The 17,861-nt window shown below is 73.3% G+C and carries 15 protein-coding genes and 1 riboswitch; of the genes, 8 read left to right on the forward strand and 7 right to left on the reverse strand.

Annotation, left to right across the window (positions count from 1 at the left end; genetic code table 11):
• Positions 1–208: 208 nt before the first annotated feature.
• The 4 genes from Sm713_RS18240 to Sm713_RS18255 all read left to right on the forward strand — a co-directional run bounded on the left by Sm713_RS18240 (position 209) and on the right by Sm713_RS18255 (position 4,435).
• Positions 209–949 carry a 1-acyl-sn-glycerol-3-phosphate acyltransferase gene (locus Sm713_RS18240; RefSeq protein WP_212910655.1) on the forward strand — a complete coding sequence of 247 codons (741 nt, stop codon included), beginning with the start codon at positions 209–211 and terminating at the stop codon, positions 947–949.
• 24 nt (positions 950–973) lie between these two features.
• Positions 974–2,374 (forward strand): MacS family sensor histidine kinase, encoded by a 1,401-nt coding sequence (gene macS / locus Sm713_RS18245; RefSeq protein WP_212910656.1) that lies wholly within the window; start codon positions 974–976, stop codon positions 2,372–2,374.
• A 244-nt stretch (positions 2,375–2,618) separates the two neighbouring features.
• Positions 2,619–3,263, forward strand: a complete 645-nt coding sequence (locus Sm713_RS18250) for a response regulator transcription factor (protein ID WP_212910657.1) — start codon at positions 2,619–2,621, stop codon at positions 3,261–3,263.
• 143 nt (positions 3,264–3,406) lie between these two features.
• Positions 3,407–4,435 (forward strand): 6-phosphofructokinase, encoded by a 1,029-nt coding sequence (locus Sm713_RS18255; RefSeq protein ID WP_212910658.1) that lies wholly within the window; start codon positions 3,407–3,409, stop codon positions 4,433–4,435.
• A 245-nt stretch (positions 4,436–4,680) separates the two neighbouring features.
• Here Sm713_RS18255 and Sm713_RS18260 read toward each other — a convergent pair whose 3' ends face one another.
• Positions 4,681–6,738 (reverse strand): anthranilate synthase family protein, encoded by a 2,058-nt coding sequence (locus Sm713_RS18260; protein ID WP_212910659.1) that lies wholly within the window; start codon positions 6,736–6,738, stop codon positions 4,681–4,683.
• Positions 6,739–7,093: 355 nt separating this feature from the next.
• On the opposite strand from Sm713_RS18260, the gene Sm713_RS18265 reads away from it, so the two are divergent.
• Positions 7,094–8,443: a class II 3-deoxy-7-phosphoheptulonate synthase gene (locus Sm713_RS18265; protein WP_212910660.1), complete on the forward strand. Its 1,350-nt coding sequence runs from the start codon at positions 7,094–7,096 to the stop codon at positions 8,441–8,443.
• Positions 8,444–8,924: 481 nt separating this feature from the next.
• Entirely contained in the window at positions 8,925–9,557 is a 633-nt protein-coding gene (locus Sm713_RS18270) for a sulfite oxidase-like oxidoreductase (RefSeq protein WP_212910661.1), read from the forward strand.
• A 187-nt stretch (positions 9,558–9,744) separates the two neighbouring features.
• Here the strand turns inward: Sm713_RS18270 and Sm713_RS18275 are convergent, their stop codons facing one another.
• The 6 genes from Sm713_RS18275 to thiO form a co-directional block, all read right to left on the reverse strand.
• Positions 9,745–10,251, reverse strand: a complete 507-nt coding sequence (locus Sm713_RS18275; RefSeq protein WP_212910662.1) for a DUF4396 domain-containing protein — start codon at positions 10,249–10,251, stop codon at positions 9,745–9,747.
• 75 nt (positions 10,252–10,326) lie between these two features.
• Entirely contained in the window at positions 10,327–11,181 is an 855-nt protein-coding gene (locus tag Sm713_RS18280; RefSeq protein ID WP_212912095.1) for a deoxyribonuclease IV, read from the reverse strand.
• An 85-nt stretch (positions 11,182–11,266) separates the two neighbouring features.
• A complete protein-coding gene (pknB, locus tag Sm713_RS18285) occupies positions 11,267–13,210 on the reverse strand; it encodes a Stk1 family PASTA domain-containing Ser/Thr kinase (RefSeq protein ID WP_212910663.1) in 1,944 nt (647 codons plus the stop codon).
• A gap of 218 nt (positions 13,211–13,428) precedes the next feature.
• Positions 13,429–14,223: a thiazole synthase gene (locus Sm713_RS18290; protein ID WP_212910664.1), complete on the reverse strand. Its 795-nt coding sequence runs from the start codon at positions 14,221–14,223 to the stop codon at positions 13,429–13,431.
• Between the two features lie 5 nt (positions 14,224–14,228).
• Positions 14,229–14,450 (reverse strand): sulfur carrier protein ThiS, encoded by a 222-nt coding sequence (thiS, locus tag Sm713_RS18295; protein ID WP_212910665.1) that lies wholly within the window; start codon positions 14,448–14,450, stop codon positions 14,229–14,231.
• Positions 14,447–15,811 carry a glycine oxidase ThiO gene (gene thiO, locus Sm713_RS18300; protein WP_249416365.1) on the reverse strand — a complete coding sequence of 455 codons (1,365 nt, stop codon included), beginning with the start codon at positions 15,809–15,811 and terminating at the stop codon, positions 14,447–14,449. Before thiO ends, thiS begins: the two co-directional genes overlap by 4 nt.
• Positions 15,809–15,922: riboswitch (TPP riboswitch) on the reverse strand. It overlaps the preceding gene by 3 nt.
• Before the next feature lie 125 nt (positions 15,923–16,047).
• On the opposite strand from thiO, the gene Sm713_RS18305 reads away from it, so the two are divergent.
• Complete coding sequence (locus Sm713_RS18305) at positions 16,048–17,289, forward strand: NAD(P)/FAD-dependent oxidoreductase (protein ID WP_374196003.1); 1,242 nt, start codon at positions 16,048–16,050, stop codon at positions 17,287–17,289.
• An 88-nt stretch (positions 17,290–17,377) separates the two neighbouring features.
• Positions 17,378–17,743 carry an Rv2175c family DNA-binding protein gene (locus Sm713_RS18310; protein WP_212910666.1) on the forward strand — a complete coding sequence of 122 codons (366 nt, stop codon included), beginning with the start codon at positions 17,378–17,380 and terminating at the stop codon, positions 17,741–17,743.
• Positions 17,744–17,861: the final 118 nt, after the last annotated feature.

The following is a 17,861-nucleotide window of genomic DNA, read 5'->3' on the forward strand; positions in this document are numbered from 1 at the left end:
CGGACGCCGGCGGCGGGGCGGCCGGGCGGTGCGTGCCGACGGGCGCCCGCCGGCGGGTGGGTGTCGACGGTTCCCGCGGAACACGGCCTATTCACCGTACGCGACCCCACCGACACCGACCAGGTCCGTCCGCGAGCTGAGGGGAGCTGCCGGGGGATGCCCGGGGTTCGCACGGGTATGGTCGGACACACAGGAACAGGAGGCACGGGTGATCTACAGCGCGATGAAGTTCTCCTTGGGAGGATCGCTGAAGCTCGCCTTCCGGCCCTGGGTGGAAGGCCTCGACAACGTCCCGGCCGAGGGCGCCGCGATACTCGCCAGCAACCATCTGTCGTTCTCCGACTCGTTCTTCCTGCCCACGATGCTCGACCGCAAGGTCACCTTCATCGCCAAGGCCGAGTACTTCACCACCCCCGGCATAAAGGGCCGGATGACCGCCGCCTTCTTCAAGGGCGTCGGCCAGCTCCCGGTGGACCGCTCCGGGGCACGCGGTGCGGGGGAGGCCGCGATCCGCAGCGGCATAGAGGTCCTGGAGCGCGGTGAGCTGTTCGGCATCTACCCGGAGGGCACCCGCTCTCCGGACGGCCGGCTCTACCGCGGCAAGCCGGGCGGCCTCGCGCGCGTGGCGCTCGCCACGGGCGTGCCCGTGATCCCGGTGGCGATGATCGACACCGAGAAGATCCAGCCGCCCGGCAAGGTCGTCCCCAAGCTGATGCGGCCCGGTATCCGCATCGGCAAGCCGCTGGACTTCAGCCGCTACCAGGGCATGGAGCAAGACCGCTTCGTCCTGCGGGCGGTGACGGACGAGGTCATGTACGAGATCATGAAGCTCTCCGGGCAGGAGTACGTGGACATCTACGCGACCGCCGCCAAGCGCAAGATCGCCGAGGCCGCCAAGCAGGAGCGGGCGCGGAAGCCGGGCAGAGCGGAACGCGCCGGCGTCGCGTAGGCGGTCCGCAAAGGGGGGCGGGGCATGGCAGAGCGCAGGAGAACCGTCAGGATGTCGGTCGAGCAGCCCTTGTGGCGTGCGCTCATGGTCTATCGCCCGCTGACCCTGCTCTACGCGATCGGCCTGTTCGCCGCCGGGTACGACGGGTTCGTCCGGCCCCGGGTCGCCCTCGCCTACCTCGTGGTGCTGACCGCCTGGACCGCCGTCACCTGGCGCAAGGTGAGGGGCGCGAGGGCCTGCACGTGGCCGTTCCTCGTGACCGACCTCGGCCTCGCGCTGACCGGCATCCTGCTGACACCGGTCGCGGCCGAGCACGCCAGGATCGTGGCCGGCGCGCCCACCCTGCCGACCATCTGGACGGCCGGTTCGGTGCTGGCCTTCGCGCTCAAGGGCGGCTGGCGGTGGTCCGCGCTGGCCGCCGCGCTGGTGGGCGTCGCGGACATCGTGCAGCGCGGCGCCCTGAGCCGCGGCACCGTGCACAACGTCGTGCTGGTCTGGGTCGCCGCCATCGCGATCGGCTACGTCGTCGAGGTCGCCCGCGCCTCCGAACGCACCCTGGCCCGCGCCCTGGAGATCGAGGCCGCCACCCGGGAGCGGGAGCGCCTGGCGCGCGACATCCACGACGGCGTCCTCCAGGTGCTCGCGATGGTGCAGCGCCGCAGCAGGGCGCTGGGCGGCGAGGCGGCGGAGCTGGGCCGGCTCGCCGGCGAGCAGGAGGCCGCGCTGCGGGCCCTGGTCAGTACCGGTCTGTCACCTGTCGGGGCCACGGCCTCCGCTGGGGCCACGGCCTCTGCCGGAGGCACTGCCTCTGCCGGAGGCACGGCCTCCGCCGGGGGCGCCGCCCTGGTCGCGGGACCCGGCGCGGACGGGGACTCCGCCGCCGGGTCGGCGTCCGCGACTTCCGGGGCGCCTGGGGTTTCCGGGATGCCCGGGGTTTCCGAGGCGTCCAGCGCCTCCGCGGTGCACGGCGCTTCCGGGGCCCCGGGCGCGGGCGCCGAGGAGCCCGGCGACGGGTTGGTGGACGTGCGCTCCCTGCTCGCCCCCTACGCCGGCTCCCGCGTGACGTTCTCCGAGCCGGGCACCCCCGTCCCGCTGGCCGCTCCCACCGCGAGGGAGCTGGCCGCCGCGGTCGGCGCCGCCCTGGACAACGTCCGCAAGCACGCAGGTGAGCGGGCCCGCGCCTGGATCCTCGTCGAGGACGAGCCGGAGGCGGTCGTCGTCACCGTCCGGGACGACGGACCCGGCATCCCGGCGGGCAGGCTCGCCGAGGCGGCCGGGGAGGGCAGGCTCGGGGTGGCGCAGTCGATCAGGGGGCGGCTGCGCGACATCGGAGGCCGGGCCGAGCTGGTGACGGTGCCCGGGCAGGGCACGGAGGTCGAACTGACTGTTCCGCGGCAGGCGGCTGCGCGGGGGAAGGCGGGTTGAGGACGTGCGCGAGCGGCACGCAGAGGACGCTCCACGGGCACAGGCGGCCGGGGAGGTGCCACGGGAACGGGCCGCCGCGGACGCAGGAGCGGGAGCTGCCGGCGGCCCCTCGGCAGGGCCGGGCCGGCCCCCCGACGGGGACTGCGGGGGCGGCGGCGAGGGCGGAGCCGGGCCCGCCGCAGGGCCGTCCGCTCTGCCCGCCCCGTCCGCCGGGCCGGACGGGGCGCCCGCGGCCCTGAAGGTGATGGTGGTCGACGACCATCCCATGTGGCGTGACGCCGTCGCCCGCGACCTCGCCGAGGCCGGCTTCGAGGTGGTCGCGTCGGCCGGCGACGGCGAACAGGCGGTGCGCCGGGCCAAGGCCGCCGGACCCGACGTCCTCGTGCTCGACCTCAACCTCCCGGCCAAGCCCGGGGTGCAGGTGTGCAAGGAACTCGTCGCCGCCGACCCGGCGCTGCGCGTCCTCGTGCTGTCCGCGAGCGGGGAGCACGCCGACGTCCTGGAGGCGGTGAAGTCGGGCGCGACCGGCTACCTGCTCAAGTCGGCGTCCACGCACGAACTGATCGACGCGGTGCGCAGGACCGCCGCCGGCGACCCGGTCTTCACACCCGGCCTCGCGGGACTCGTCCTGGGCGAGTACCGCAGGCTGGCCGCAGAGCCCTCGCCCGCCGCGTCCGACGAGCCCGGGGCGCCCCGGCTCACGGACCGCGAGAAGGAGGTGCTGCGCCTGGTGGCCAAGGGGCTGAGCTACAAGCAGATCGCCGAACGTCTGGTCATCTCGCACCGCACCGTGCAGAACCACGTCCAGAACACCCTGGGCAAGCTCCAGCTCCACAATCGTGTGGAGCTGGTGCGGTATGCCATCGAAAGGGGGCTTGATGACGATTGACGACATAGCCCCACCTTCGAGTGAATGCTGAAGATCAACTCTCCGTGAAAGCGGCGGAATTGACCATTTGTCCCATGTCGGGGTGACGTGGATCACTATTAGCGTGTGCGTCATCAGCTCCCCTAGGGCGAAGGGACATTTCCATGCGGGTCGGAGTACTGACCGGAGGCGGCGACTGCCCGGGGCTCAACGCCGTCATCCGGGGCGTCGTCCGCAAGGGCGTACAGGAGTACGGGTACGACTTCGTGGGGTTCCGCGACGGCTGGCGGGGACCGCTGGAGGGCGACAGCTTCCAGCTCGGCATCCCCCAGGTGCGCGGCATCCTGCCCCGCGGCGGCACCATCCTGGGCTCGTCGCGCACGAACCCCCTGAAGGTCGAGAACGGGATCCGCAGGATCCGGGAGAACCTCGCCAAGCAGGAGGTCGAGGCGCTGATCGTCATCGGCGGCGAGGACACCCTGGGCGTTGCCGCCCGCCTCGCCGACGAGTACGGCATCAACTGCGTCGGCGTGCCGAAGACCATCGACAACGACCTCTCCTCCACCGACTACACCTTCGGCTTCGACACCGCGGTCGGCATCGCCACGGAGGCCATCGACCGCCTGCACACCACCGCCGAGTCGCACATGCGCGTCCTGGTGGTCGAGGTGATGGGCCGGCACGCCGGCTGGATCGCCCTCCACTCGGGCCTCGCCGGCGGCGCGAACGTCATCCTCATCCCCGAGCAGCGCTTCGACGTCGATCAGGTCTGCTCCTGGGTCACCAGCCGGTTCCGCGCCTCGTACGCGCCGATCGTGGTGGTCGCCGAGGGCGCCATGCCGAAGGACGGCGACGCGGTGCTCAAGGACGGCTCGCTCGACTCCTTCGGCCACGTCCGGCTCTCCGGCGTCGGCGAGTGGCTGGCCAAGGAGATCGAGAGCCGCACCGGGAACGAGGCCCGCACCACCGTGCTCGGCCACGTCCAGCGGGGCGGCACGCCCAGCGCCTTCGACCGCTGGCTGGCCACCCGCTTCGGCCTGCACGCCATCGACGCCGTGCGCGAGGGCGACTTCGGCAAGATGGTCGCGCTGCGCGGCACGAACATCGTCCGGGTGCCGATCGCGGAGGCCACGGCCAAGCTGAAGACCGTCGACCCGGCGCTGTACGAGGAGGTGAGCGTGTTCTTCGGCTGAGCGGTGCCCCCTTCGGGGCGGCAGCGACGGCCCACTCCGGGCAAGTGGTGACCTGACGGTGCCGTCGTGGCTTGTCGCGCAGTTCCCCGCGCCCCTTGAGGACGGGGCTGCGCCCCGATCAGGGGTGCGGGGAACTGCGCGAGCAACCACCACTGGCGGAAGATCCGGGAGCGGCCGAAACCGCCCCGCCCGTGCGGTCCACGACCCGCAGCGTCGGACAACCCCGGACCGGGCCGGGCGGACGACTACGGCTGCAGGTCGCCGGTTCGTGACGGCTGCGCCGTCCACGCCAACAGCTCCCCCACGACGCCGGCCCCGCGCAGCGACAGCACCGACTCCGGATGGAACTGCACCCCCGCGAAGCCCGGCCCGCGCACCGCGTGCACCTCCCCGCTGCCCTCCGCCCGGCTGACCTCCACCCCGCGCAGCGCCAGCGCGGCGGCCCGCTCGTCGTCGCACCGCGCCACGAAGCTGCTGTAGAAGCCGACCGTCTCGGCCCTGCCGAAGAGGTCCACCGTGACCTGCGCGCCCTGGTACGGCACCTCCTTGCGCACGATGTCGAGCCCCAGCTCCGCCGCCAGCAGCTCGTGGCCGAGGCAGACGCCGAGCAGCCCGTGCCGGTGCGTGCGCAGCGCCCCCGCGGCGAGCCCGCGCAGCAGCCGCATCCTCGGGTCCGACGCGTCCGCGGGGTTCCCCGGGCCGGGCCCCAGCACCAGCGGCCCTTCGTGGGCCGCCACCGCCGCCGCGAGGCCCGGCTCGTCGAAGCGCCGCACCGTCACCGTGAGACCCGACGAGCGCAGGACGTGTGCCAGCATCGCCGTGAAGGTGTCCTCGCCGTCGACGACCAGCGCGTGGCCGGCCGCGTCGTCCGGCGCGGCGGGGCGCTCCTGCATCCGCAGCCAGAACGGGGCGAGCGAGGCACGCCGCCCGTCCAGTGCGGCCCGCACCCGGGGGTCGTCGGCCAGCCGCGGCGGCGTTCCCGCCGGGTTCCCGCGGCCGGGGTGGGCGCCGAGCGCGGCCAGCACCCCGGCCGCCTTCGCCCGGGTCTCCGCGACCTCTCCCGCCGGGTCCGAGCCGCGCACCAGGGTGGCGCCGACGGAGACCCGCAGCCGGCCGTCCGGGGCGATGTCGGCGGTCCGGATCAGAATGGGGGAGTCCAGCGTCTGGGCGCCCGAGGCATCCCTGCCGATCAGGGCGAGCGCCCCGGCGTAGTACCCGCGCCCGCCCTCCCGCCCGCGCGGCTCGTACCGTTCGATGACCCGGCAGGCGTTCTGCACCGGCGAGCCCGTCACCGTCGCCGCGAACATCGTCTCCCGGAGCACGTCCCGCACATCCTGCGAGGAGCGGCCCCGCAACTCGTACTCGGTGTGCGCGAGATGGGCCATCTCCTTCAGCCGGGGCCCGACCACCACCCCGCCCATGTCGCCGACGGTGCACATCATCTTGAGTTCCTCGTCGACGACCATCGACAGCTCCTCGATCTCCTTGCGGTCGTCGAGGAAGTCCAGCAGCCCGGCCACCGAAGGGCCCTCGGCCGGATAGCGGTAGGTGCCGCTGATGGGGTTCATCACCACCGTCCCGCCCGGCCGCTCGCCGTCGCTCCCGGCCGCGGGCGCCCGGTCGCCCCCGCCGGACATCCGCACGTGCACCTCGGGGCTGGCGCCGACCAGCGTGCGGGTGCCGGTGTGCACCACGAAGGTCCAGTACGCGCCGCGCTCGCCGACCAGCAGCCGCCGGAAGAGGGCCAGCGCGTCGGCGGCGCCGAAGCCCTCGATCCGGCCGCGGAAGTCGCGCCGGATCACGAAGTTGGCGCCCTCGCCGACCCCGATCTCGTCCCGCAGGACCCGCGCCACGATCGCGGCGTACTCCTCGTCGGGCACGTCGAACCCGCCGTCCGCGACCCGCACGGGGTGGGCGGGCAGCGCGGCCAGCACCTCGTCCAGGGGCAGTTCGTGCGTCTCGTCCGGGACGAGCAGGGCCAGCGGGGTGCCGTCGTCGCGCACGTCGAAGCCCCGCTCGCGGATCTGCCGGAACGGCACCAGCGCCAGCGCGTCGTGCACGGCGCGGCCACCGGCCGGGGCGCCGGCCGGCAGCGGGATGTCCCTCAGGCGCCCCGCCTCGGTGACCCGGCCGAGCAGCACCTCCACCGTGTCGGGGTGGTGACCGGGCGTGTTGCGGCGCAACAGGGCGAAAGGGGGCGCGTCCGGGGCGAGCAGGCTTCTGATGAGCGCGGCGGTGTCGGGGCCGGGGCGCTCGGCATCGTCGGCGGGGTCGGTGCCCTCGTCGGGAGAGGTGGGGCGCATGGCGGGTTCCTTCCGAAAGTCGGCGAGGAACGGGCCGCGGAAACGCCGAAGGCCGCCCCTCGGGCGGCCTCTGCGGTGATGCGGGTGCGCAGTGTCAGTGGGCCGCCTGATGAGCGGTCCACCACCAGTCCAGGGTCGGCTGCGCGAACATGGCCGTGACTGTACACGAACTCCGCGGCGCGTCGGCCGCGGCGGCACCTGTGCCGACTGACGTAGGGCGACCGGTACGAAACGCTCCGTGCGGTACGGGGGGCGGCCCGTGCGTGCCGCGGAGCAGCCCGTGTCCGCAGAGGCGCATGTCTCATCTCCTGGATAATGCGACTTCCGAGGCGTAAGGAAGCCGTAACCTGGGTCCGTGACCGTGAACGCTGAAACCCAGGCCGGTGGAAACACCTGGCAGAACCTGCCCGCGGCGCAGCAGCCCGAGTACCCCGATGCCGAGGCGCTGCGCTCCGTGATCGCGGAGCTGGCCTCGTATCCGCCGCTCGTCTTCGCGGGCGAGTGCGATCTGCTCCGCTCCCGGATGGGCGCCGTGGCCAAGGGCGAGGCGTTCCTGCTCCAGGGCGGCGACTGCGCCGAGGCCTTCGACGCGATCTCCGCCGATCACATCCGCAACAAGCTGAAGACGCTCCTCCAGATGGGTGCCGTGCTGACGTACGCGGCGTCCGTGCCCGTGGTCAAGGTGGGCCGGATCGCCGGCCAGTACTCCAAGCCGCGCTCCAAGCCCACGGAGACCCGCGGCGGCGTGACGCTGCCGAGCTACCGGGGCGACTCCGTCAACGGCTTCGACTTCACCGAGAAGGCCCGCGTCCCGGACCCCGAGCGTCTGAAGCGGATGTACCACGCGTCGGCCTCGACGCTGAACCTGGTGCGCGCCTTCACCACCGGCGGTTACGCCGACCTGCGCCAGGTGCACGCCTGGAACCAGGACTTCGTGAAGTCCTCCCCCTCCGGCCAGCGCTATGAGCAGCTGGCCCGCGAGATCGACAACGCCCTGCACTTCATGCACGCGTGCGGAGCCGATCCGGAGGAGTTCAAGACCGTCGAGTTCTACTCCTCGCACGAGGCGCTGCTGCTCGACTACGAGACGGCGCTGACCCGCACGGACTCCCGTACCGGCCGGCTGTACGACACCTCGGGCCACCTCGTGTGGATCGGTGAGCGCACCCGTCAGCTGGACGGCGCGCACATCGAGTTCGCCTCGCAGATCCGCAACCCGCTGGGCATCAAGCTGGGCCCGAGCACCACGGCCGCGGAGGCGCTGGAGTACGTGGAGCGGCTGGACCCCGACCGCGAGCCGGGCCGGCTGACCTTCATCGTCCGCATGGGCGCCGACAAGGTCCGCGACAAGCTGCCCGAGCTGGTCGAGAAGGTCACCGCGACCGGTGCCACGGTCGCCTGGGTGACGGACCCGATGCACGGCAACACCTTCGAGGCGGCCTCCGGCCACAAGACCCGCCGCTTCGACGACGTGCTCGACGAGGTGAAGGGCTTCTTCGAGGTCCACAAGGAACTCGGCACCCACCCCGGCGGCATCCACGTCGAGCTCACCGGCGACGACGTCACCGAGTGCGTGGGCGGCGGCGACGAGATCTTCGTCGACGACCTCCACCAGCGCTACGAAACGGCATGCGACCCCCGCCTCAACCGCAGCCAGTCCCTGGACCTGGCGTTCCTGGTCGCGGAGATGTACAGGGACCAGTAAGGCCTCCTCTCACCCGATGCGCCCCTGACGGGCGGGGCCCCGTCAGGGACCGCCGCCTCTCAGGGCCGCAGGGGGCTCGCCGCAGGTGGTGGCGCGTGCGCCGCAAAGGGGCGCGGGGAACTGCGCGCTCAGCCAAGACGGGCGGAGAGCCGGGCGAGACAGCAAGGGGCTGGGCCGCCGGGCCTCGCCGCAGGCGGTGGCGCGTGCGCCAAAGGGGGCGCGGGGGACTGCGCTCCCAGCCCGGACGGGCGGAGAGCCGCGCGTGAGGCAGCAAGGGGCCTGGCCCTGGCGACCCGCCGCAGGCGGACGGAAGGAGGCGCGGGGAACTGCGCGCTCAGCCCCCCACCGTCGGAGAGCCGGGCAAGAGGCAGCAAGGGGCTGGACGGGAAGGGCTCGCCGCAGGCGGTGGCGGCGAGGGGCCGAAAAGGGGCCCGCACGGAACCGCCCGCTCAGCCCAAACCGGGTCTGTCAGGATGGAAGCATGGCTCATCCGGTGGGACGCGCATCCCGGCACGCAGCACGGCCGGAGCTCCCACCGGGCCAGCGCCTCCAACGCGGCTGGCCGGTCACCCACTACGGGCCGGTACCGAAGTTCCGGCCCGACCGCTGGGAGTTCCGGGTCTTCGGCGTCACCGCCGACGGCGGCACCACGAGCTGGACCCACGAGGAGTTCTCCGCGCTGCCGTACACGACCGTCACGGCCGACCTGCACTGCGTGACGAAGTTCAGCATGCTCGAAGCGGAGTGGGGCGGCGTGCCCGCCGCGACCGTCCTGGACCTGGCCCCGCCCTCGCCCTCCGCCAGCCACGTGATGATCTGGGCCGAGTACGGCTACAGCTCCAACATGCGGCTCTCCGACTTCACCGCCGACGGAGTGATCTTCGCCAGCCACAAGGACGGCGAGCCGCTCACCGCGGAGCACGGCTTCCCGCTCCGCCTGATCGTTCCGCACCTCTACGCCTGGAAGGGCCCCAAGTGGGTGCGGGGCATCGAGTACATGGCCGCCGACCGCCGCGGGTTCTGGGAGGAACGCGGCTACCACAACATCGGCGACCCCTGGCGCGAGCAGCGCTACTCCTACCAGGAGGAACCGGGGGACGGACCGGAGCTCTGAACGACCGGGCGCCCCGAGCGCGGCCTGTGCCACGCCCGGGGCGCCCGTCACGCTCGTACTGTCAGGAGCCCAGGAGCCCAGGAGCCCAGGAGCCCAGGAGCCCAGGAGCCCAGGAGCCCAGGAGCCCAGGAGCTCAAGGGCCCACCGGCCCGGCCATCGGCTACTCCCCGGCCGTCCGGCCGGCGACTCAGTGGTGGTACTGATGAGCCACCGCATGCCCCTTGCCGCGCCCGATCATCCAGCGGTTCACCGGCGTGGTGACCAGGAACGCCAGCACCAGCGAGATCCCGAGGGAGACCCAGAAGAGCAGGTCGACGAGGTGGGCGTCCATGGCCGCGGGCCAGACGGCGATGGTGCCGTTGTCGATCAGCTCCATCACGGCGATGGAGACGGTGTCCGCCGCGAGCGCGACCCGCACCGCCGCCCGCAGGCCCACACCCGCGGTCAGCACGCCGCGCAGCGTGAGCGAGTAGCCGAAGAAGAACGCCAGGACGATGGCGAGCAGGGTGGTCGGCAGGTTCCCCCAGCCGAGCGCGGTGCCGACGACCATGCCCAGCACCTCTCCGATGGCACAGCCGGTCAGGCAGTGCAGAGTGGCCCGCGCCGCCGTCGCCCAGGTGGCCGGGTGGGTGGCGCCTGCCGCTGCGTGGTGAGCGTGCTCGTGGCCGGCCGTTTCGTGAGTGTTCTCCAGCATGGTGCCCCCTGGTCCGGTGTGATGTCCTTACCCGAGTGAACGTCATACCCCCTAGGGGTATTCCCGATCCGGCCGCTACTCCCGGAGTTTCTTCAGGAGCGCCGCGTCCTGGGCGTGCTTCTCCTTCGGCCCGGGCGTCTCCAGGATCAGGGGCACGTTCTCGGTGGCGGGGTGGGCCATCAGCGCCCGGAACGCCTCCTCGCCGATGTGACCGGCGCCGATGTTCTCGTGCCGGTCCTTGTGGGCGCCGACCACGTCCTTCGAGTCGTTGGCGTGGATCAGCTTCAGCCTTCCCTCGCCGATCGTCTCCACCAGCAGGTCGAGGGTCTGCCGCGTGCCGTCCGGGCCGGTCAGGTCGTGGCCCGCCGCGAAGATGTGGCAGGTGTCCAGGCAGACGCCGAGCTTCGGGTGGTGGTCCAGCGCGTCGAAGTAGGGCCCGAAGTCCCACGTCCTGGAACAGAGCGAGGCCCCCTGGCCCGCGGTCGACTCCAGCAGCAGGTACGGGTCGTCGTCGTGGGTCAGCTCGTCGAGCAGCGGAAGCAGCCGCTCCCGTACCTGGGCGAGCGCCACCGCGCGCTGCCGCCCGCCCGTCGCGGAACCCGTGTGCACGACGACGCCGAGCGCCCCGATGTCACGGCCGCGCCGCAGAGAGTGGCGCAGCGACACCACCGACCGCTCCACCGTCTCGGCGGTGTGCGAGCCCATGTTGATCAGGTACGGGGCGTGGACGTAGGCGGGGATGCGCTCCGCGGCACAGGCCTCGCGGAACTTCTCGTCCTGCTCGGGGTTGCCCGCCGGGGTCGCCCAGCCGCGCGGGTTCGCGACGAAGACCTGCACGGTCTCGGCACCCATCTCGCGCGCGTACGACAGCCCGGCCGAGGCCAGGCCGCCGGCCACCGGGACATGCCCGCCGACCGGATTGCGCGCCACCCCGAGGGGATCATGTACTCGGCTACTACGGCCGGTTCGGCTGCTCACACGGGACAGGGTGCCATGCCGGAGGCCCAGCCCTGCCCTAGCCCACCTTGAGGGTGATCGTGCCCCCTTCGGGGGCCTTGTCGCCGCCCTGTACCGACTGGTCCTTGACCTTGTCGCCGAAGTCGAGGAAGCCGCGGTCCACGTCGACGTCGAAGCCCGCGTCCGTCAGCTTCTGCTTGGCGTCGTCCACGTTCTGGCCGACGACGTCCGGCACCTCGATCATCTCGGGACCCTTGGAGAGCGTCAGGGTGACGACGTCGCCCTCGCCGGCCTGGGTGTCCTTGCCCGGCGACTGGGCGGCGACCGTGCCCGCGTCGAAGGGGGAGCTGACCTGCTTGTCCGCGACCTTGACGCCGAAACCGGCGTCGTGCAGATCCGCGGTCGCCTCGGCGGCGGACTCGCCGCCGACGTCGGGGACGTCCACCGGCTCGCCCCTGCTGACCGTGAGCGCCACCGCGGATCCCGCCCTGAGGTTGTTTCCGGCGGGCGGGTCCGTTCGGATCACGGCGCCCTTCTCGACGGCGTCGCTGAACGTCCTGTTGACCATGCCGGGCGCCAGGCCCGCGCCCTTGAGCTGCGCCCTCGCCTTGGACAGCGGCACGTCCTGGAGATCGGGCACCCGGACCGTCCGCGGGCCGAGCGAGATGGTCAGGCCGACCTCGTCGTGGCTGCGGATGCGGCTGCCCGCCTTGGGGTCGCTGGCGATGACCGTGCCCCGCTCGTCGGTGTCGCTGTACGCGTGCTTGATGTCACCCGTCTTCAGGTCGGCGTCGGCGAGCCGCCGGCTCGCCTCCGACTCGGTCTTCGCCAGCAGCGGCGGCACCCGGGTGAACTGGCCGGAATTGATGTACCAGACGCCCACGCCCAGGCCCAGCACGGCGAGCACCGCGATGATCAGCGCCAGGGTGCCGCGCCGGGGGCGCGGGCGGCGGCGCACCGGGGGCGGGCTCTCCAGCCGGCTGGTGGAGTGGTGCATCGCCACCACGTCCTCGCGGGCGCTGCCGCCCGCGTGCCGGCGCCTTCCGGACCGGGCGCCGACGGCGGCCCGCAAGGCGCTCGGGATCACGCTGGTGCGGTCCTCCGCGTTGTCGTGGGCGGTGGCACGCGCGCCGGGCGGCAGGGCGTCGAGCTGCTCGCTCGTGAGTGCCTGCCGAGCGCGCCTGGCGTCCGCGAGCAGGGCGACCGCGTCCTGCGGGCGCGCCTGGGGCGCCCGCGCCGCGGCGGAGGCCACGAGTGCGTCCAGCTCGGCGGGCATCCCGGGGACGGAGGCCGACGGGGCCGGCACGTCCGTGCTCAGATGCTGGTAGAGCACCTGGGCGGCGGAGTCGCCGGAGTGCGGCCTGGCGCCGGTCAGCATCTCGTACAGCACGACACCGCAGGCGTAGACGTCGACCCGGGGGTCCGCGGTGCCGTGCTCGATCTGCTCGGGGGCCAGGTAGGAGACGGTGCCCAGGACGGTGCCCGTGGTGCTGGTGATCGTGTTCACGGCGCGTACCAGGCCGAAGTCCGCGACCTTCACCCGGCCGTCGTCCCCTATGAGGACGTTCTCCGGCTTCATGTCGCGGTGCACGAACCCGGCGCGGTGCGCGGCGCCCAGCGCGGCCAGCACGGGCTCCAGGATGTCCAGCGCGGCCCTCGGGCGCAGGGCGCCCCGCTCGCGCAGCACGTCGCGCAGGGTGCAGCCGGCGACGTACTCCATGGCCAGGAAGACGTAGCCTCCGTCGGTGCCCTGGTCGTAGACCCCGACCACGTTCGGGTGGGCCAGCCGGGCGACCGACTTCGCCTCGCGGATGAAGCGCTCGACGAAGGAGGCGTCGGCGGCGAGCGCCGGATGCATCACCTTCAGCGCGAGCACACGGTCGAGGCGGGTGTCCACCGCTCGGTAGACCGTGGCCATCCCGCCCACCGCGATGAGCGCGTCGATGCGGTACCGGTCGTCGAGGACCTGCCCGATCAGCCGGTCCGAGAGGGTCGTGTCCACGAAAGGTGAGTCTACGAGCCGTCACCGACAACCCGGACCACACGGACGTCCCCGGTGCGGGACTGAAGCCGTCCCGTGACGGCCGACCCGGCAGCCGGGGCCGCCGTGGTGGCCGGTCGCGGACCGGACCGCCACCGGCCCGAGGCGGCGGTCCGGGTCGCAGCCGGGCCACCGGCCCGAGGGGTGTTCCGGGTCACGGCCGGGTCACCGGCACCCGCTCAGAAGGCCGGGCGTTCCGGGTCCAGGCGGGCCAGCCCCTCCGCCGGGGAGGAGGCCTCGGCGAAGTGCCGGCGCGGGATGCGGCCCGACCGGTACGCGAGCCGCCCCCCGGCCACCGCGAGCCGCATGGCCTCCGCCATCAGCACCGGCTCCTGGGCGCGGGTCACCGCCGACGCCAGCATCACCCCGGCGCACCCCAGCTCCATCGCGAACGCCGCGTCGGAGGCGGTGCCCGCACCGGCGTCCAGGATCACCGGCACGCGCGCGTGCTCCACGATGAGCTGGAAGTTGTGGGGGTTGCGGATGCCGAGCCCGGAGCCGATGGGGGAGCCGAGCGGCATCACCGCCGCGCAGCCCACGTCCTCCAGCTTCCGGGCGAGCACCGGGTCGTCGTTGGTGTACGGCAGGACCGTGAAACCGTCGTCGACCAGGGTCTCCGCGGCGTCCAGGAGCTCGACGGGATCGGGCAGCAGGGTGCGCTCGTCCGCGATGACCTCCAGCTTGATCAGGTCACCGCCGAGCGCCTCACGCGCCAGGCGGGCGGTGAGCACGGCCTCACCGGCGGTGAAGCAGCCCGCCGTGTTCGGCAGCACCTGGATGCCGAGCCGCTCCAGGACGGAGAGCACCGAGCCCTGCACGCCCGGATCGAGGCGGCGCATCGCGACCGTCGTCAGTTCCGTGCCCGACGCGATCAGGGACCGCTCCAGGATGTCGAGACTGGGGGCGCCGCCGGTTCCCATGATCAGGCGGGAGCCGAACGTCCTCCCGCCCAGCACGAACGCGTCGTCTGCCATCTGCGTCACCCTCCCTGGACGGCGGTCAGGACCTCGATGCGGTCCCCGTCCCGCAGCGGGGTACGGGGCCACTGCGCGCGCGGGACGACGGTTTCGTTGAGGGCGGCGGCGATCCCGGAGGACGCCGCGGAGATCCCGGCGACGAGCGCGTCGAGCGTCGTCCCCGAGGGCACGTCCTGGCCCTTGCCGTTGACGGAGACCGATACGGAAGCGGTCCTGCCGGTCATGTCCTCTGCTCCCTTCGCTCTGCCTCGCTGAAGCGTCGCGGGGTGAAGGCGCGTGCGTCCTCGGGAAGTTCACCGGTGGTCAGGACGTGCGCCATGATGTCGCCGGTCACCGGGGTGAGCAGGACGCCGTTGCGGTGGTGCCCGGTCGCGAGCAGCAGCCCGGGGAGCGCGGTGGGCCCGAGCAGCGGCGCGTTGTCCGGGGAGCCGGGGCGCAGTCCCGCGGAGCTCTCGGTGAAGGGCAGTTCGGTGATGCCGGGCACCAGGTCGTGGGCGTCGCGCAGCAGTTCGTACACGCCGCCCGCGGTCACCGTGGTGTCCCAGCCGAGTTCCTCGCTGGTGGCGCCCACCACCAGCTCACCGCTCAGCCGCGGCACGAGGTAGACGCTGTTGCCGCGCACCACCGCCCGTACCGTCCGGCTCAGGAACGGCGCGTGCGAGGCCGGCACGGTCAGCCGCAGCACCTGCCCCTTCACCGGCCGCACCGGCGCCAGAACGCCCTCGGGAACGCCCGCGAGGCGTCCGCTGAGACTGCCGCCCGCCAGCACCACCTGCCCGGCCGAGGCCCGGGTGCCGTCCTCCAGGACGACGCCCGAGGCCCTGTCCCGCTCCACCGGCAGGCGTGCGGCCCACTGCCGATGGAAATGCACCCCGGCGCGCTCGCAGGCCGTCAGGAGGGCCGCGGAGAGCCTGCGCGGATCGATCTGGTGGTCGCCGTCCACCCGCAGGCCGCCCTGCACGCCCGGGGCGAGCATCGGTTCCAGACGGCGGCACTCACGGCCCGTCAGCCACTGCGGGTCCAGCCCGAGTCGCTGCTGGAAGGCGTGCAGTTCGCGCAGGTGGGCGCGGTCGTCGGCGTCGAGCGCGACGGCCAGGGTGCCGCAGGCGCGGTAGCCCAGATCCGCCACGCCCGACGCCTCGGACAGCTCCTGTGCGAAGTCCGGGTAGCGCCGCGCCGAGGCCATGTTCAGGCCGAGCAGGGTCTGCTCGCCGTAGTGCAGCTCGGTGACCGCGGCCAGCATCCCCGCCGCCACCTGTGCGGCGCCGCCGCCCGGCGCCGGGTCGACGACGGTGGTGCGCAGCCCGTGCTGCGCCGCGCGCCAGGCCGTCACCAGGCCGATGACGCCGCCCCCGACCACCAGCACGTCCCAGGACGTGCCGCTGGGCGGTGCGGCCGTGGCCGTGTCCCGCGCGAGCGGTGTGGAGGTCCCGGTGCCCCCTCCCGGCGGAGGGGAGGCCCCGGTGTCCGGTGCGGGCGGTGCGGACGTCCCGTCGTCGCGCCCGGGTGGTGTGCCGCCCGGCGGACGTCCTGTGGGGCGCGGCCCGTCCGCCGGGGGCGGACCGCCTTCGTCACGGGGTCGCATGGGTGTCAAGACCCTCCCTTCGCCGGCATGACCCGGATCAGGTTCGTACGGTCGGAGGCCGTCCCAGCCTCCCTCTCAGCCCGGTGCGTCCGGGCTCCCGCGGAGCTCTTTCCTGCGGCCCACCCTAGCCCCTCACCGTGCGACCCAGTAAGGGAGCCGCATTCCGGGGGCCCTCCCAGGGAGTACGCCTCGGGGAACGGCTGACTGACGGAAAGTCACGCGCTTATGGTGATCGGGTGAGCGAGCAGACGGGACCGGAGAGCCGGTCACACCAGCTTCAGGCGGAGCGCCGCATCGTCGTGGTGGGGGCCGGCATGGCGGGCGTGCAGACCGCCGTCGCCCTGCGCGAGCAGGGCTTCGACGGCCCGGTCACCCTGCTCGGCGCGGAGGTCCACCCGCCGTACGACAGGCCGCCGCTGTCCAAGGCCGTGCTGCTCGGCAAGGCGGAGGGCTCCGCCTTCGACATCGACTTCGACGCGCTCGGTGTCGAGCTGCGGCTCGGCCAGGAGGCGACCGGCCTGCGGCCCGCCGACCACGAGGTGGACACCCCCCAGGGTCCCGTCCCCTACGACGTGGCGGTGATCGCCACCGGTGCGGAGCCCGTCCGGCTGCCCGGCGCCGAGGACATGCCGGCCGTTCACCTGCTGCGCACCCTCGACGACGCGGAGCGACTGCGCCCGGTACTCGCCGCGCAGCACGACATCGTGGTCGTCGGGGCCGGCTGGATCGGGGCCGAGTTCGCCACGGCGGCGCGTGAGGCGGGCTGCGAGGTGACCGTCGTGGAGGCCGCCGACCAGCCGCTCGCCGGCGCGCTGCCCCGGGAGGTGGCGGCACCCATGGCGGACTGGTACGCCGAGGCCGGCGTAAGGCTGCGCACGCGCGCGCGGGTGGCCCGTCTGGAGCCCGGCGGCGTGGTCCTCGACGACGACACCCGGCTGCCCGCCGGGGCCGTCGTCGTCGGCGTCGGCGCCCGCCCCGCGACCGGCTGGCTCGCCGGTTCCGGGATCGCGCTCGGCACCCACCGCGAGGTCCGCGCGGACGACGGCCTGCGGACCTCGGCGCCCGACGTGTTCGCGGTGGGGGACTGCGCGTCGTTCCCGTCCGCGCGCTACGGGGAACGGCTCCTGGTGCACCACTGGGACAACGCCCTCCAGGGACCGCGCACCGTCGCCGCCAACATCCTCGGCCTGACCAGCGCGGTCTACGATCCCGTGCCGTACTTCTGGTCGGAGCAGTTCGGCCGGTTCGTGCAGTACGCCGGGCACCACACGGGCGCCGACTCGCTGGTGTGGCGGGGCGACCCCGCGGGCGCCTCCTGGTCGGCCTGCTGGCTCCGCGGCACCCAGCTGGTCGCCGTCCTCGCCGTCAGCCGCCCCCGCGACCTGGCCCAGGGCCGCAGGCTCATCGAGTCCGCCACGCCCATGGACCCGGCCGCCCTCTCCGACCCCACCCGGCCCCTGAAATCGGCCACAGCCTGAGGGTCCTGCCGACCGTGCCCGCCCCGCGGCGCGCCTCGCCGGAGGCGCCCCGCTTCCGACTGCCGGTCCAAGATGGCACGCTTGTCCTGTGACCGAGATTGACGCAAAGATCGATGCTCTCGTCCCCGCCTGGCTCACCCTCCCGGACATCGCCGAACGGCTCGACGTGGAGGTGACGCGCGTCAGGCAGCTGGTCAAGGAGGGCCAGCTGATCGCTGTGCGCCGCGGTGAGAACAGGGCATTGCACGTTCCGTCCGACTTCATCGACGGCGACAAGGTCGTGAAGGGCCTGACCGGCACCCTGACGCTGCTGAGGGACGACGGCTTCACCGACGAAGAGATGCTGGAGTGGCTCTTCACCCCGGACCCGAGCCTGCCGGGCACGCCCGCGCAGGCGCTCAGCGAGAATCGCGGCACGGAGGTGAAGCGCCGCGCCCAGGCGCTCGCCGTCTGATTCGGATCCGCTGACTCCACGAACAGCCGCGCGTACGGGCCGCGGCCACCCCGCGGCCCGTACGCCGGGACGTGCGCGTCCCGCGCCCGCCCGCGGACCCGGGCCGATCCACCGCCGC

It is taken from the genome of Streptomyces sp. TS71-3, assembly GCF_018327685.1.
Taxonomy (GTDB): Bacteria; Actinomycetota; Actinomycetes; order Streptomycetales; family Streptomycetaceae; genus Streptomyces.

Coding starts and splice junctions, on each gene's coding strand:
- macS (WP_212910656.1), top strand. CDS start 974: ATGGCAGAGCGCAGGAGAACCGTCAGGATGTCGGTCGAGCAGCCCTTG.
- Sm713_RS18250 (WP_212910657.1), top strand. CDS start 2,619: ATGGTGGTCGACGACCATCCCATGTGGCGTGACGCCGTCGCCCGCGAC.
- Sm713_RS18255 (WP_212910658.1), top strand. CDS start 3,407: ATGCGGGTCGGAGTACTGACCGGAGGCGGCGACTGCCCGGGGCTCAAC.
- Sm713_RS18260 (WP_212910659.1), bottom strand. CDS start 6,738: ATGCGCCCCACCTCTCCCGACGAGGGCACCGACCCCGCCGACGATGCC.
- Sm713_RS18270 (WP_212910661.1), top strand. CDS start 8,925: ATGGCTCATCCGGTGGGACGCGCATCCCGGCACGCAGCACGGCCGGAG.
- Sm713_RS18275 (WP_212910662.1), bottom strand. CDS start 10,251: ATGCTGGAGAACACTCACGAAACGGCCGGCCACGAGCACGCTCACCAC.
- Sm713_RS18290 (WP_212910664.1), bottom strand. CDS start 14,223: ATGGCAGACGACGCGTTCGTGCTGGGCGGGAGGACGTTCGGCTCCCGC.
- thiS (WP_212910665.1), bottom strand. CDS start 14,450: ATGACCGGCAGGACCGCTTCCGTATCGGTCTCCGTCAACGGCAAGGGC.
- thiO (WP_249416365.1), bottom strand. CDS start 15,811: ATGCGACCCCGTGACGAAGGCGGTCCGCCCCCGGCGGACGGGCCGCGC.